The organism is Poseidonibacter lekithochrous (assembly GCF_013283835.1).
GTDB classification, from domain to species: Bacteria; Campylobacterota; Campylobacteria; order Campylobacterales; family Arcobacteraceae; genus Poseidonibacter; species Poseidonibacter lekithochrous.
In genome coordinates this window covers 590,283-606,460 of sequence record NZ_CP054052.1, presented here as the reverse complement: position 1 = coordinate 606,460, position 16,178 = coordinate 590,283, and the positions used below count along the sequence as shown (strand labels likewise).

The following is a 16,178-nucleotide window of genomic DNA, read 5'->3' as shown; positions in this document are numbered from 1 at the left end:
GGCGACGATGACAAAAATCTTAATTGTTGAAGATTCCAAGACATATAACAATACGTTATTTGCTTTACTTCGACATCCTGATTACGAAATATTACAAGCATTTACATTAAAGGAAGCTCTTCAAAAAGTTGAAGAGAATGCTAATATTGACTATATAATACTTGATTTGATCCTTCCAGATGGAGAAGGAGATGAACTAATTTTACAATTTTCTTCTCAAAAAGAAAAACATCCAAAAATTATTGTTTTATCTGGGAATCAAGATATTCAACGAAGAAACTATCTTTTTGAACATGGTGTTGTTGATTATTTCTCAAAAGATATCCCACTGAAAACCCTTATAAAAGATATTAATAAATTAATTATTGATTTATCAAATAATAAAAATAAAAATATATTAATCATTGACGATTCTACTTTTGTAAGAAAAACTATACGAAATATTTTAGAAATGAAAAACTATACTATTTTTGAATCAAAAGATGGAATAGCAGGAATAGAACACTTAGAAAAAGGTTCTTTAGTAAATCTAATTTTATTAGATTTAGAAATGCCTAATTTATCTGGAATAGAAGTATTAGAAAAAATCAAAAACAACCCTAAACTAGAAGATATTCCTATTATTATAATTTCAAGTAGTGAAGATAAACAGAAATATTCACACGTAATAAAACATGGTGCCGTTGATTTTATTAGAAAACCTTTTTCAGCAGAAGAGATACTTTTAAAAGCTGATTTACATATAAAACAAGGTGAGTACCTTACAAAAATAGCTTCTCAGGCAAAAGAGTTAGAAGAGTACAAAAGAGTATTAAATGATAGTGATATGGTTAGTAAAACTAATCCATCTGGGGTTATAAAAGAAGCAAATGATAAATTTTGTAAAATTAGTGGTTATTCACTTGAATACTTATTAGGAAAATCACATAGGGTTGTACGACATCCAGATATGCCTAAAAAAATATTTGAAGATATGTGGGGAAAAATAAAAGCTCATAAAACATTCAAAGGTATTTTAAAAAATAAAAAAAGAGATGGAACTGCTTATTATGTGGATGCAACAATCTCTCCAATTATTGATATTAATGGAAATATAAAAGAGATTATTGGAATAAGACATGATATTACGGATGTAATGAATCCAAAAAAACAGTTAATCGCAGATTTATCTTATGTGAATACACCAACTTTAATATTTTTACAAATAGCTAATTATGATCTATTTAAAGAGTTTTATTCTGAAACATTAATGCATACTTTTGAATTTGAATTTGAGCAAGTAATTCTTAATTATTTCCCTCATAATTTTAATCAAAAAAAAGTATATAACCTAACAAATGGTTTATTTGCATTTCTTAAAAATGAAATTTATGATGAAAAAGTATTAATAAAAATCCTAAAAGAAGTTATTGAAAGATTTAAACAAATTGGTATTTCATTTAAAGAGACTAATTATGATGTAGATATTTGCATTAGTTTTGCTTACGAAGATACACATATATTAGATGATGCGTATTTAGGGATTCAACATGGATTAAAGTATAAAATACCTATTATTAATGCAAAAAATTTCCATAGTAGAGCTCAAATAGAAGCTAGAAATAAACTAAAAAATATTGGTATGATCAAAAGTGCCCTAGCAAAAGAAGGAAGTTTTGTATCTTTCTTCCAACCTATTATTAATAATAAAACCGGTGAAATAGACAAATATGAATCTCTTATTAGACTAATTGATAAAAATGGAAATATTGTATCTCCTTTCCAATTTTTAAATATTGCTAAAAAAACAGGATACTATTCTGATATTACAGAACTAGTAATTGAGAATTCATTTAAAGCTTTAAAACATACAGATAAAGAGATTACAATTAATCTTTCTTCTTCTGATATTGAAAGTAAACATGTAAGAAAACAATTACTTAAATTAATCACAAAAAAAGAACACATAGGAAGAATTACTTTTGAATTATTAGAAGATGAAGAAGTTAAAGATTTTGAATTAGTAAAAGACTTTATTTTGAAAAGTAAATTAGAAGGTAAAGTAAAAATTGCTATAGATGATTTTGGAAGTGGTTATTCTAATTACGAAAGATTATTAGAATTCCAACCAGATATACTAAAAATTGATGGTTCATTAATTAAAAATATTGTTACAGATGATTATAGTAGGCATGTTGTTGAATCAATTATTGTATTTGCAAAAAAACAAAAAATTAAAACAATTGCTGAGTTTGTAATAAATGAAGAAGTTCTTCAAACTATTAAAGATTTAGGGATTGATTATTCTCAAGGTTATCATTTAGGAGAGCCACAAAGGCTCTTCTAAATCATCCGCCAGTTTCGTAAAATGCTCTTGTCGATGTTTCATTATCATCTTTATCAGACCATTTATTTTTCTCTGGTTTAGTTTCTAATACTTTTTTCAAGATTGCTGCTGCTTCATCTACTTTATTAGCTCTTACTGCATCTTTGATACTCATTGCATCTTCAAAGTATAAACAAGGAATTAAAAATCCTTCAGCTGTAAGTCTAATTCTATTACATGCCGCACAGAAATCATCTTTGTGAGGTTCTATAATACCAAATTGATATCCACCTTCAATCGCATAGTATTGAGCAGGTGAACTAGTATCTCTTGGTACTTCATCAAATTTCTCATACTTTTGAGAAACTATTTTTTTAATTGCATCAGAATTAAGACCTTTAGCCCCATCTTTTGCATGTTGATTTTCCATAAATTCAATAAATCTGATTGGATAACCTTTATCTTTACAGAAGTCTAATACTTCAAGAAGATCACCATCATTTATTCCTTGAATTGGAACACAGTTTATTTTTATTTTAAGCCCAGCATCATCTGCTGCTTGAATACCTTTAAGAACTGTTTCTAAAACATTCTTTTGAGCAATCTTTGCTGCAACATCAGGTTTCATTGAATCTAATGAAACATTGATTCTTTTAAGACCTGCGTCTTTTAATTTCTGAGCAACTTTAGGAAGTAAGAATCCATTAGTAGTTAAAGCTAAATCTATATCATTTTTATAATCATAAATCATCTTGATAAATTCATCAAGACCTTCTCTTAATAATGGTTCACCACCTGTGATTCTTACTTTCGTAATTCCCTCATCAATAGCAACTTTTATAAACTTAAATAAGTCTTCGTACGACAATAAGTTCTCTTTTGGAACCCATGAAAAAGGTTTTTCAGGCATACAGTACTGACATCTGAAGTTACATCTCTCAGTTACTGATACTCTTAAATAATCTACTTTTCTTCCATATCCATCAATTAACATCTTCTATTCCTAGCCTTTTGTGACCAAAAGCATATTATAAACTTGCTTAAAAAGGTAAAATTAATTTAACCTTTCCCAAGCTTCATCTAAAGATTTTACTCTATTTGCAAACACTAAATATAACGCTACATTAAATTTTGCAATATTTAAAATCTCATCATCTGGGCTTTTAACAATATTTAAAGCCTCTTCTAAAGTAATTCTATCAAAATCTTTGGAATATGTCACACCATAGTCTTTTAAACTAAAAGGTGTTTCAACAATTTCACCGTCAAACATTTTCCAATATTTACCATCTTTAAAGACTTCTGGACTACCTTCACTAGCTTTAACAACAATTACTTCTTTAAAATCAGGACCAAAAATATCTAAGTATTTTTTTACATAAGGTTTATGGAATGCTGTTGTAACTCCATAATCACTAATTCCTGGATTTAAAAGTTTTTCAACTGTATTAAAAGCTGTTCTTAATCCTAATTCATGTCTTAAATCTGTTAAACTACTTAACTTATTTAGGTATTCTATCCTATTAAAGTGGAATAAAAATCGACCTAGGTCAAGAGAATCAACAATTTCATTAATTGTTAAACCATTTTTTGCAGGTTGAAGTAAATCACCTGAAATTACAAGATTTAATTCTTCAACATCATGATTCTTTTTATAAAACTTTTCTAAAATATCACTATATAGAGGAAAAAGGAAAGGATTTTTAACTCTTCCATCAAAAGAATAACCAAGTTCCATAGAATTTTCTATTTTTTTTGTAGTCATATGGCTTTTTAAAGATTCAACTGTTCCTCTTAATTCACCAATTGATTCAAATTTAGTTCTCCAAGCAACTAGAAAAGCACCAATTTGTGCATCACTAACCTCTCTTTTTAGAATTAAATCTATTGCATTAATAATCTCTTCTTTTTCTAATTCTCTATTACCTTTTGGACCTGTTCCAACTGCTTTAATATACTCTTTAAAACTCATTTTTTATCCTATAAAATATTCATTTAATTTAAAATTACACTAGGATAATATAGAATTGCTTAAACAAAACAATTACGAAGGTATAGTATGCCCATACAAGAGACCATAAGTAAAATAAGTTTTTTTGATAGTTTAGATGATGAACAAAAAGAGATGATTGCTTCTATCTCAACTGTTATAAAGTACCCAAAAAACTCTATTTTATACTATGAAAGTGATGTGACTAAAAATATACTTTTTTTAGTAGAAGGTTTGATCAAAATCTACAAAGTAGATAAGTTTGACAACGAAATTTTCTTATATCACATTTATAAAAATTCAATGATTTCAGAGCTATCTTCTATAAAACAGAATGATATTTACTGTTTTTCTAATGCTGAATTTATTGAGGATTCAGTAGTTTTATCAATAGATTTCGAAAAATTTCAAGAACAATTCTTATCAAAGAATATTCTTACTATGGAATTAATGGAAATTTTACTTGATAAAACACATCAATTACAATGTATTGTAAATAGAGAACTAGTATTTGACGCAACTGCAAAAGTTGCATTTATGCTAAATCAAGACTTAGATATGTTCAACAAATTAAAAAGACAAGAAGTCTCTTTTATGTTACATATTCAACCAGAAACCCTATCAAGAGTTTTAAAAAGATTAACTAGATCAGGAACAATTGAAGTAATAAATGGGGAAGTAGGTATCACAAATAAAGATGCTTTAGTTTCAGTTTTTAAAGGAGTAGGACTGTGAAAACAAATACAATAAGTCATAAAATTAAAATTATCGGTGTATTTTTTATTATTCTGATGACGATGATAATAGCAACAACAACTTATTTGAATAATAAAAATAAAAAAGATGCTTTAGTAATAAATGTAGCAGGTAAAGAGAGAATGCTTACTCAAAAGATTTCTAAAAATATCTTTTATTTATATCACAATAATACTCACTCTTTTTCAGAGTTAGATAATGCAACTGTTGAATTTATTTATAACCTTAACTCACTAAGAGAAGGTAATGAATTAATAGGTATTTTAAAAGCTCCAACAGATGATATTAGAAAACAAATTTCTAAAGTTGAAATTTTATGGAATAACTTCTATTCAAATATCAATCAATTCAAAGAGATTCTATTAAATAAAAATGAGTCTAATGAAAAAGAATTAAAAAACATTGTTGATTCTATTTATAATACAAACAACAATCTTTTACAAGAAGTTGATAATCTTGTAACAATGTACACAAGTCATACTGAGCAAAAAACTGATTATTTAAAATATATTCAATATTTCTTTGCTTTAATTATCATCTTTTTATTAGGCTACAGTTTCTCTGAGTTAAAAGCAATGGAAGAGAATGCAAAAAAATTCTTTGAGTTCTCAAAAAAAGTTGCGCAAAATCCAGATAATGAACCAATAGAACCAATAAAAATTGAAGCGGAGAAAGAGATTGTTGATGCAACAGATACATTAAACTGTTTTATTGACAAAGTAAACTCAGCTGTTGAGTACTCAACAAATGCTTCTGTTAAACTTGAAGAGATTACAGATGAATTTGATAAGATCCTTGATGACCTTAATAGTAAAACTGATATTTCACAACAATTAGACAAAAGTGAAGATATGGTTATCGAATCACAAGAAGAATTAATTAACTCAACAAAAAAACTACAAGAATTAAAAAGTGAATTAGATAATTTACTTAACTCGTGTAAAAGCCACTAAATTTATTTATATCTGTTTATTTTTTAATCAGCAGATATAATAAATATACTAAATTCAATGCTACTATATCTTTTTTAAACAATTTTATAAGGAATATAAATAAGTATGTCAAAAGTATATTTAACAGGTGCAGGACCTGGTGATATTGAATTAATGACAGTAAAAGCATTAAGACTTGTTCAAAATGCTGATGTTATTATTTACGATAGATTAGCAAACCCAGAAATTTTAAAAGAAGTAAAAGAAAATACAGAATTAATATTTGTCGGAAAAGAAAAAGGAAATCATAGAGTTCCTCAAGATGAAATAAATGAAATCATTTATCAGTGCGCATTAAAGTATGAAAATGTTGTAAGACTAAAAGGTGGAGATCCTTTTGTTTTTGGTCGAGGTGGAGAAGAAGCACTATATTTAAAACAAAGAAATATAAAATTTGAAATTATCCCAGGTGTGACTTCAGCAATCTCAGTTCCAGCATACGCAGGAATTCCTGTAACCAATAGAGGAATTACTCCTTCATTTAGAGTAGTAACTGGGCATAGAAAATCAAGTGACAATATTGCTAATATTAATTGGAGTTCATTTATTGAAGACGAAACAATTGTTTTTTTAATGGGACTACATAATATAGAACTTATTGTTACTAAACTTTTAGAAGTAGGAAAAAGAAAAGATTATCCCTGTGCAATAATCTCAAATGGAACTACAAAAAATCAAAAAGTTATAAGTGGAACATTAGAAGATATTGTTTCAAAATCTAAAGAAGCACAAAGTCCAGCAATTATAATTGTTGGAGAAGTTGTAAATTTAAGAGATGAATTAAGATGGTTTGATTAAACCATTTTTTTCATCAAATCTAGCAAACCCCCTAAAAATCGCCTTTTCTCAATAATTTATCATCTCTATATATAACTACATTACTAATTAATACTTATTACTATTATTAGTAGTAATAAAATTTCAAAATTGTCTATATTTTATTCAGCATTGCTACTCAAATGCTATATTTAACTAATATACTGAATTACAAGTTAAATTCAATTAATTGCTAAAAGTTATATAGAATTTACAAAATAAACTTTAAGGACGAGAAATGAAATTTTTAAAAACTGCTTCATTAAGTATAGCAACAGTAGCCCTATTAGCGAGTGTTTCAGCTGCGGATACATTAGATTCTGTTAAGAAAAAAGGTGTTTTAAATTGTGGTGTATCTACAGGTATTGCTGGTTTTTCTGCAACTGATTCAAGTGGTCAATGGAAAGGCTTAGATGTTGATATGTGTAAAGCTGTTGCATCTGCTGTATTTGGTGACGCATCAAAAGTTAAATATGTTTCTTTAACTGCAAAAGAGAGATTTACGGCACTTCAAAGTGGTGAAATTGATTTATTATCAAGATCAACTACTTGGACTAACACAAGAGATACTTCATTAGGTCTTAACTTTGCTGGTGTAAATTATTATGACGGTCAAGGTTTCTTAGTAAATAAAGATATTGGTGTAAATTCAGCAAAAGAATTAGATGGAGCAACTGTTTGTATTCAAGCAGGTACAACAACTGAACTTAATCTAACTGATTACTTCAAAGCTAATAAAATGACTTATAAACCAATTACTTATGATACATCTGGTCAAACTATTGAAGGATTCAAATCTGGTAGATGTGACGTTGTAACTTCTGATGCTTCTCAACTTTATGGTTTAGTTTTAAAAGTAAAAGATCCTAGTTCTGTAAAAGTACTTCCTGAGATTATTTCAAAAGAACCATTAGGACCAGTTGTAAGACAAGGTGATGATAAATGGTTTAATATTGTTAAATGGACTCACATTGCATTATTAAATGCTGAAGAATTTGGAATTACTCAAGCAAATGTAGATTCTATGTTAAAAAGTAAAAACCCAGGAATCAAAAGAATCTTAGGTGAATCTGGAGAATCTGGTAAAAACTTAGGTTTAGATAAAAAATGGGCATATAATATTATCAAAAACGTAGGAAACTATGGTGAATCATTTGAAAGAAATGTTGGGGCTAACTCTCCTTTAAAAATTGAAAGAGGTTTAAACAAACTTTGGAATGATGGTGGTATTCAATACGGAGCACCAATTAGATAATCAACTTATCTAATAACTTATATATATTAGTTTCTATTACAGAAAGGGGGAATCATCCCCCTTTTTTTTATTAAGGTATAAAAATGAATAAAAAAAATAAGCCCTCAATGTTTTCGAGTGCGTTTTATAACAATCCCGACAACAGGGCCATTATTTATCAAATAATTGCGCTTGCATCGATATTCATATTCACATATTTTGTTTTAAATAATATGTTTATAAATATTGAAAAACGTGGAATTAACACAGGTTTCGATTTCTTAGGCAGTGAAGCTGGATTTGGAATCTTACAGTCCTTAATTGCATATGATGAAGCAGATAGCCATGGAAAAGTATTTATAGTTGGTTTATTAAACACTATTTTAGTTTCTGTTATTGGTATTATCTTTGCATCTCTTATTGGATTATTAGTTGGTGTTGGAAGACTTTCAAAAAACTGGATGGTTTCAAAACTATCAATGGTTTATGTTGAGACATTTAGAAATATACCAATTTTACTACAAATTCTATTCTGGTACAACGTTGTTTTAGCGGCACTACCAAGTCCCAAACAAAGTATTTCTTTTTTTGACTCTATTTTCTTCAATAATCGTGGGTTATACATTCCTAAACCTATTTTAGAGAGTGGTTTTATTGCAGTTATTATTGCTTTTATTCTAGGTATTATAGCTGTTGTTTATCTATCAAATTGGGCCAAAAAAAGACATGATGAAACAGGAGAAGAGTTTCCCCTACTTGGAACTTCTCTAGCAATTTTAATAGGAGCACCTGTATTAGTTTATTTCCTAAGTGGTACACCTGCAACATTAGAATATGCACAACTAAAAGGTTTTAACTTCAGAGGTGGTTGGACTTTAATCCCTGAATTATTAGCCTTATCTTTTGCACTTAGTATTTATACAGCTACTTATATCGCAGAAGCTGTAAGAGCTGGTATCGAAGCAGTTCCAAAAGGTCAAAAAGAAGCAGCACATGCATTAGGATTAAAAGACTATATTATTCTTAAAAAAGTTGTTTTACCACAAGCATTAAGAGTTATTATTCCACCTGTTATTAATCAATACCTAAACTTAGTAAAAAACTCCTCATTAGCAACTGCTATTGGTTATCCAGAGTTAGTAACTATTTTCTCAGGTACTTCATTAAATCAAGTTGGACAAGCAATTGAGATTATCTTAATGACAATGGCTGTTTATTTAACACTAAGTATTCTTATTTCAGTGCTAATGAACTACGCAAATAAAAAAATGCAAATAAAGGAGAGATAATGGCTATTTATGAAAAACTAGAAGCAAGAGCAGCTCCTTCAAATACTAAAGGTGTTATCCACTGGGCTAAAGAGAATTTATTTAATTCTATTCTTAGTACAGTTTTAACATTAGTATCATTTTATTTTATTTATCTTGTTATGCCACCATTATTAGATTGGATGATTTTCGATGCTACTTGGAGTGGAACAAAAGATGAGATTACAAAAGATGGAGCTAGATGGATTTTCATTTTTGAAAAATTCAATCAATTTATTTATGGTTTCTATCCAGAAGAATTATACTGGAGACCAAACTTAGCACTATTTATCTTTTTAGTTTATATTATTGCCTTTAAAAAGATTGATAATATTAAAGTAAAAGCATTCATGATCCTTTCTTTCCCTGTAATAACTTATATTTTAGTTGCAGGTGGATTTGGATTAGAAGTTGTTGAAACAGATAAATGGGGTGGATTATTACTTACTATTATTGTTGCATCAGTTGGTATTATTGCATCATTTCCTATTGGTATTATTTTTGCCCTAGGAAGACAATCACATATGCCAATTATCAAAACAATCTCTGTTATATATATTGAGTTTATTAGAGGGGTTCCTTTAATTACTATTTTATTTATGGCATCAGTAATTTTACCTCTATTCTTCCCAGAAGGAATGGATTTTGATAAATTATTAAGAGCATTAATTGGTATTACTTTATTTCAAGCAGCTTATATCGCCGAAGTTATTAGAGGTGGATTACAAGCTATTCCAAAAGGTCAATATGAAGCAGCAGATGCTTTAGGTTTAACTTACTGGAAAAAGATGGGATTAGTTATCTTACCACAAGCATTAAAAATTTCTATTCCAAATATTGTTGGGTCATTTATTTCATTATTCAAAGATACTACGCTTATCTTAATTATTGGATTATTCGATGTTCTTGCAATGGTAACACTTACAAATAGTGATACAAACTGGTTAGGATTTGAAACAGAAGGTTATGTTTTCGTAACGATGATATATTGGGTTATTTGTTTTAGTATGTCTAAATATGCTAAGTCAATTGAAAATAGATTTAATACAAATCATAGATAATAGAAAATAATTATAGGATTACAAAATGAGCGAATTAGAATATATGATACAACTAAAAGAACTTAACAAATGGTACGGGGATTTTCACGTATTAAAAAATGTTAACTTAAATGTAAAAAAAGGTGAAAGAGTTGTAATTTGTGGACCTTCTGGGTCTGGAAAATCTACAACTATTAGATGTATGAATAGACTTGAAGCTTTCCAAGAAGGTCAAATTCTTATTAATGGTTTAGAATTAACAGAAGATGTAAAAAGAATTAGAGAGGTTAGAACACATGTTGGAATGGTATTCCAACACTTTAACCTATTCCCTCACCTTTCAATCTTAGAAAACTTAATTCTAGCTCCTACTTGGGTTGGTAAGAAACCTAGAAAAGAAGCAATTAAAACTGCAATGCACTATTTAGAACGAGTTAAAATTGCAGATCAAGCAGATAAGTATCCAAATCAATTATCTGGAGGTCAACAACAAAGAGTTGCAATTGCAAGATGTTTATGTTCAAACCCAGATATTATGTTATTTGATGAACCAACAGCAGCCCTAGATCCTGAAATGATTGGAGAAGTTCTAGATGTAATGACAGAACTTGCTAATGATGGGATTACTATGGTTTGTGTAACTCACGAAATGGGATTCGCAAAAAAAGTAGCAGATAGAGTTATCTTTATGGATGCAGGACAAATTGTAGAAGAAAATACTCCTCATGAGTTCTTTGACAATCCTCAATCAGATAGATTAAAACTATTCTTACAACAAATTTTAGATCACTAAAATGACTATCTTTAACCTTTTTAAAATAGGTGTTGGGCCTTCAAGCTCACACACCGTAGGACCAATGCTTATTGCAAAAAGGTTTGTAGAGTTAATAAAAGAACAAAATCACTTTTCAAATCTTGACAGAATCAAAGTAGAGTTATTTGGCTCACTAGGAGCTACAGGAATTGGACATCATAGTGATAGTGCTGTTTTATTAGGCCTAATGGGAAATGAACCTAAAACTGTAGATACAAATACAATTCAAAAAAAAATAGATCAAATAAAAAACTCTTCATTACTAAAACTATTTAATGAAAAAGAGATTACATTCTCATATAAAGAGGATTTAATTTTATATCAAAACAAAACTCTAGCCTTTCATCCAAATGCAATTAAATTAAGTATTTATAAAAATGCTACTGAGCTTTTTTCTAAAACTTATTATTCAATTGGTGGAGGAGAAGTAATAAGTGAAGATGAAATTAATTCTAAAAAAATAGATGAAAAAACTCTTCCATATAATTTTTCTAGCGCAAAAGAGTTATTGGAAAAAGCAAAAACAAATAATTTAAGTATTGCACAACTTGTTTTAGAGAATGAAAAAGCTTATAAAAATGAAGAAGATATAAAAAAAGATTTATTAGAGATTTGGGATGTTATGAAAGAGTCTGTTTCAAAAGGACTAAATAGTGATGGTATTTTACCAGGTGGACTTAAAGTTCCAAAACGTGCTTTTAATATTCATCAAAAACTAAAAGCAAAAGTTCCAAATGATCCATTAGCAATTGTGGATTGGATAAATTTATATGCATTAGCTGTAAATGAAGAAAATGCTTGTGGAGGCAGAGTTGTAACAGCTCCTACAAACGGAGCTTCTGGAATTATTCCTGCTGTTTTACACTATATAATAAACTTTTTAAATCATAAAAACAATGATGATGTAGTAATTGACTTTTTATTAACATCAGGAGCTATTGGGCTTTTATATCAAAAAAATGCCTCAATTTCGGGTGCTGATGTTGGATGCCAAGGAGAAGTAGGAGTAGCTTGTTCTATGGCTGCTGCGGGAATGGCTTCATTTTTGGGTGCTAATAATAATCAAATAGAAAATGCTGCTGAAATTGGAATGGAACATAATTTAGGACTTACTTGTGACCCAATTGCAGGACTTGTGCAAATACCTTGTATTGAGCGAAATGCAATGGCTGCTATGAAAGCTGTAAATGCTGCTAGAATGGCAGTAAATGAAGATGGTAAACATTATGTCTCATTAGATTCAGTTATCAAAACTATGTACGACACTGGCAAAGATATGCAAAATAAATATAAAGAAACGTCCATGGGTGGTCTTGCCGTTCATTACGTTGAATGTTAATCTCTTAAAAAACTAGCAAAACAATTTTATACTAAGGATAATACTATGGTAAACAGTATTAATAAAAAATTCTCTATTTTAATAGGGATTACAATTTTAGTTTTAATGATAATTTTTACAATATTTATGATTTCAAATATTAATAAAAATCTAATCAAAGAATTAGAATCAAATTTAAAAATTCAAGTAAATAATTATCATCAAACAGCTCAGATTTATAATGATTCATTGGAAAAAAACTCTATGATTCTTTTAAATGTATTTGAAAAATCTTTTTTAAATCTTAGAAAAAAAGGTAATAGAAAAGTCAAAATAAATGGAGTTGAAACATTAGCTTTATTTGATGGATTTTCAAGATTAAATAAAAACTTCCAACCAGTTGATCATTTTACTGAATTAACAGGTGCAGTATCTGCTGTATACGTTAAAGATGGGGATGAATATATTAGAATTACTTCTTCACTTATGGATGAAAAAGGTGAAAGAATTTTACTTGATACTATTAAACCATCTTCTAATACATATAAAAATATTCAAAATAAAGAAAAATTCATAGGACTTGAAGAAATAGCAAACAAAAGTTATATGTCTGTTTATTCACCTATTATTAAAAATGATGAAATTATTGGGGCTTTATATATTGGATATGACTTTACTAAAGGTTTAGAGACTTTAAAAAAGAAATTAAAAGAAGTTGTTATTGGAGATACTGGATATATTTATATTCTAGATAACAAAGGTAAACTTATTTTACATAAATCCTTAGAAGGTAAGAATATTTCTAAACTAAAAGATGCAAATGATAATTTATTTATAGAAGAGATCCTTAAAAAGAAAAATGGTGTTATTCACTATGACTACAATGAAAATGGTTTAGTTGCAGAAAAAGTAGCAGCCTTTACAAATTATAAAAAATGGAATTGGACAATAGTTGCAGGTTCATATCAAGATGAGTTTCTAAAAATCTCTGAGCAAGTTCAAAAAGTATTTATTATTGCAACAGTAATACTAGTTCTTATTTTATTAAGTGTTATTTATCTTTTAATCAATAAAGTAATCTCAAATCCATTAGATAGATTCCAACATGGATTATTAGACTTCTTTAATTATCTTAATAAAACAAAAGATAGTGCTGAAAAAATTGATGTTAATAGCAATGATGAAATAGGAAAAATGGCACAACTAGTTAATGAAAATATTGAAGAGATAAAAATTCATTTAAATGAAGATAATTGTTTAATCTCAAATGTAAAAGAAGTTGTAAATGAAGTAAGTCATGGTCACTTGGAGAAAAGAATTGAAAGTACTTGTAGTACTCAATCTCTAAATGAACTAAAAGAGCTTATTAATAATATGCTTGAAAACTTAGAGAGTTTTATAGGTAAAGATATAAATGAAATTAGTTCTGTTTTAGAACAGTATGCAAAAAAAGACTTTACGAAAGAGTTAGATATTAATAGATGTGGAAAAATTGGAACTGAAATTAATAATATGAATAATATTATTACAGAAATTCTAGTAGATAATCAAAATGATGGATTACAATTAAAAAGTAGTGCAACACAATTATCAAATAATGTAAATATTTTAAGCTCAAATGCAACAAACCAAGCAGCATCACTTGAAGAAGTAGCTGCTTCAATTACACAAATTACAGAAAATATTAACCAGACAAGCCAAAAAGCTCAAAGTATGTTTGCTTTATCTGCAAATACAAAAGAGTCTTCAAACCATGGAAAAGAGCTTGCAAATCAAACAGTAACATCTATGGATGAGATAAATGAAAAGGTTCAAACAATTAATGAATCAATTGCAGTAATTGATCAAATTGCCTTCCAAACAAATATTTTATCACTTAATGCAGCAGTTGAAGCAGCAACTGCAGGAGAAGCTGGAAAAGGCTTTGCAGTAGTTGCAGCTGAAGTTCGTAATCTTGCAAGTAGATCTGCTGAAGCTGCTAAAGAAATAAAAGAGTTAGTTGAAAGTGCAACACTACAAACAAGTGAAGGTAAAAAAATAAGTTCTAGTATGATTGATGGTTTTGAGAATTTAGAAAATAAAATCAAAGAGACAGATGACATTATTAATGATGTAGCAAACGCAGCTAAAGAGCAAACAAATGTAATGATTCATATTAGTGATACAATTAATGGATTAGATAGATTTACACAAGAAAATGCTCAAGTAGCAGAACAAACAAATGAAATTTCAAGTGATACAAATAATATCGCTATTGCTGTTGTTGAAAATGTAAATAAGAGTGAATTTAAAGGGAAGAAATAAAACTATAGGGGAATTAGCCAAAGGCTAACCATACCCCTATTCCCATCATTAAAGTTCCTGCAATTTTATTTATTAATCTTACGTTTGAGCTATTTTGTAATAACTTACGTAAAGTCTTACCACCACTTGCATAAATAATCAAACAAGTAAACTCCAAAAGTAAAATCATAAAAATTAAAACTGTTAATTGAGAACCCATAGGTAAAGAATCATCAATAAAAGGTGGAAGTAATGCTATAAAAAATGCCCAACCTTTTGGATTAGCAATAGCTGTTATAAATCCTTGCATCATTAGGTTTTTCTTTGAAATATTATACTGGCAATCATCAAGATTTAAAGCCATTTTTCCACGTGATAACCACATTTGAATACCAAGATAAAATAGATATGCTCCCCCACCATATTTAAGTACTAAGAAAATACTAGGATACTTAAGCATAATAGTAGCAACACCAATTACAGAAGCAGTTGCAACAAGTCCAACTCCTACTAATTCTCCATACATCATATAAAGTGTTTTTCTCAATCCAATACTCATGCCCATACTAAGAGATAGAGTCATACACATTCCAGGGGTAATAGAAACTACAAAAAAAGTGGGAATAAATACAGCTAATAAAGCTAGGTTAATAAAGTCCAAAATAATCCTTTTTATAAAGTAAGATTATATACAAAAAGGAATAAATATCTAGTGATTTTTTTAAGTAAAAAACTCTTCTTTTTCTATTTTAAAGAAGAAAAATAACTTTTTGCTTTTTGCTCTAAAAATTTCATTCTCTCAATACCTTTTGGCATTGTATTTCTATACTCTTTCATCTCTTCTAAAAAGTTTGTTATTGAATTTGGAATTAGTTTCTCTAAATAGATTCTTAATTGTTTTGAAACAGCAGGTGAGTTTCCATTTGTAGAAATAGCAATTGTTAAATCTCCTTTTTTAATATAAGCAGGAAATATAAAATCACATAGTTTAGGTAAATCAACACAATTACATAAGCAGTTTTGTTTTCTTGAATCTTCATAAATTAGTTTTTGGATTTCTATATTATCTAAGGCTGCAATTACAATATCATATCCATCTAAATCACTTGATTGATAATTTTTCTTTAAAGCTTCTAGATTATTTTCTTTTATTGTATTTTCTATTTCAGTATTAAAGTCATTAGATAGGACTGCAATATTAGAGCTGAATTCTAATAAGTGAGTTAATTTTGAAAATGCTATTTTTCCAGCACCAACAATTAATATTTTTTTATTTTCAAAGTTAATAAAAGCAGGAAAATATGACACGAGAAGTCCTTGATA

Annotated in this window: 14 protein-coding genes; 10 read left to right on the top strand and 4 right to left on the bottom strand. The window is 28.3% G+C overall.

Annotated elements, in window-relative coordinates; translation table 11 throughout:
- Positions 1 to 7: 7 nt before the first annotated feature.
- Entirely contained in the window at positions 8 to 2,326 is a 2,319-nt protein-coding gene (locus ALEK_RS02945) for an EAL domain-containing protein (protein WP_083574611.1), read from the top strand.
- Position 2,327: 1 nt separating this feature from the next.
- Here the strand turns inward: ALEK_RS02945 and moaA are convergent, their stop codons facing one another.
- Both moaA and ALEK_RS02935 read right to left on the bottom strand, forming a co-directional pair.
- Complete coding sequence (gene moaA / locus ALEK_RS02940; protein ID WP_071626307.1) at positions 2,328 to 3,299, bottom strand: GTP 3',8-cyclase MoaA; 972 nt, start codon at positions 3,297 to 3,299, stop codon at positions 2,328 to 2,330.
- A 60-nt stretch (positions 3,300 to 3,359) separates the two neighbouring features.
- A complete protein-coding gene (locus ALEK_RS02935; protein WP_071626308.1) occupies positions 3,360 to 4,277 on the bottom strand; it encodes a glycosyl transferase in 918 nt (305 codons plus the stop codon).
- Between the two features lie 87 nt (positions 4,278 to 4,364).
- On the opposite strand from ALEK_RS02935, the gene ALEK_RS02930 reads away from it, so the two are divergent.
- The 9 genes from ALEK_RS02930 to ALEK_RS02890 all read left to right on the top strand — a co-directional run bounded on the left by ALEK_RS02930 (position 4,365) and on the right by ALEK_RS02890 (position 14,876).
- Complete coding sequence (locus tag ALEK_RS02930; protein WP_071626309.1) at positions 4,365 to 5,030, top strand: Crp/Fnr family transcriptional regulator; 666 nt, start codon at positions 4,365 to 4,367, stop codon at positions 5,028 to 5,030.
- Positions 5,027 to 6,004: a type IV pili methyl-accepting chemotaxis transducer N-terminal domain-containing protein gene (locus ALEK_RS02925; RefSeq protein ID WP_071626310.1), complete on the top strand. Its 978-nt coding sequence runs from the start codon at positions 5,027 to 5,029 to the stop codon at positions 6,002 to 6,004. Before ALEK_RS02930 ends, ALEK_RS02925 begins: the two co-directional genes overlap by 4 nt.
- Before the next feature lie 105 nt (positions 6,005 to 6,109).
- On the top strand, positions 6,110 to 6,841 hold the full coding sequence (cobA, locus tag ALEK_RS02920; protein ID WP_071626311.1) for a uroporphyrinogen-III C-methyltransferase: 732 nt from the start codon (positions 6,110 to 6,112) through the stop codon (positions 6,839 to 6,841).
- A gap of 256 nt (positions 6,842 to 7,097) precedes the next feature.
- A complete protein-coding gene (locus tag ALEK_RS02915; protein ID WP_071626312.1) occupies positions 7,098 to 8,114 on the top strand; it encodes an amino acid ABC transporter substrate-binding protein in 1,017 nt (338 codons plus the stop codon).
- 212 nt (positions 8,115 to 8,326) lie between these two features.
- Positions 8,327 to 9,382 carry an amino acid ABC transporter permease gene (locus ALEK_RS02910; RefSeq protein WP_228146267.1) on the top strand — a complete coding sequence of 352 codons (1,056 nt, stop codon included), beginning with the start codon at positions 8,327 to 8,329 and terminating at the stop codon, positions 9,380 to 9,382.
- Positions 9,382 to 10,461 (top strand): amino acid ABC transporter permease, encoded by a 1,080-nt coding sequence (locus tag ALEK_RS02905; RefSeq protein ID WP_071626314.1) that lies wholly within the window; start codon positions 9,382 to 9,384, stop codon positions 10,459 to 10,461. Before ALEK_RS02910 ends, ALEK_RS02905 begins: the two co-directional genes overlap by 1 nt.
- Positions 10,462 to 10,486: 25 nt before the next feature.
- Positions 10,487 to 11,233, top strand: coding sequence for an amino acid ABC transporter ATP-binding protein (locus tag ALEK_RS02900; protein ID WP_071626315.1), 747 nt, complete (start codon positions 10,487 to 10,489; stop codon positions 11,231 to 11,233).
- The gene (locus ALEK_RS02895; RefSeq protein ID WP_420372112.1) at positions 11,226 to 12,593 is read left to right on the top strand and encodes an L-serine ammonia-lyase; all 1,368 of its coding nucleotides are present in this window, start codon (positions 11,226 to 11,228) and stop codon (positions 12,591 to 12,593) included. The genes ALEK_RS02900 and ALEK_RS02895 overlap by 8 nt, the downstream gene beginning before the upstream one ends.
- Before the next feature lie 45 nt (positions 12,594 to 12,638).
- A complete protein-coding gene (locus tag ALEK_RS02890) occupies positions 12,639 to 14,876 on the top strand; it encodes a methyl-accepting chemotaxis protein (protein ID WP_071626317.1) in 2,238 nt (745 codons plus the stop codon).
- 13 nt (positions 14,877 to 14,889) lie between these two features.
- Here the strand turns inward: ALEK_RS02890 and ALEK_RS02885 are convergent, their stop codons facing one another.
- Positions 14,890 to 15,516 carry a LysE family translocator gene (locus tag ALEK_RS02885; RefSeq protein ID WP_228146268.1) on the bottom strand — a complete coding sequence of 209 codons (627 nt, stop codon included), beginning with the start codon at positions 15,514 to 15,516 and terminating at the stop codon, positions 14,890 to 14,892.
- Positions 15,517 to 15,599: 83 nt separating this feature from the next.
- Complete coding sequence (locus ALEK_RS02880; protein WP_071626319.1) at positions 15,600 to 16,163, bottom strand: precorrin-2 dehydrogenase/sirohydrochlorin ferrochelatase family protein; 564 nt, start codon at positions 16,161 to 16,163, stop codon at positions 15,600 to 15,602.
- Positions 16,164 to 16,178: the final 15 nt, after the last annotated feature.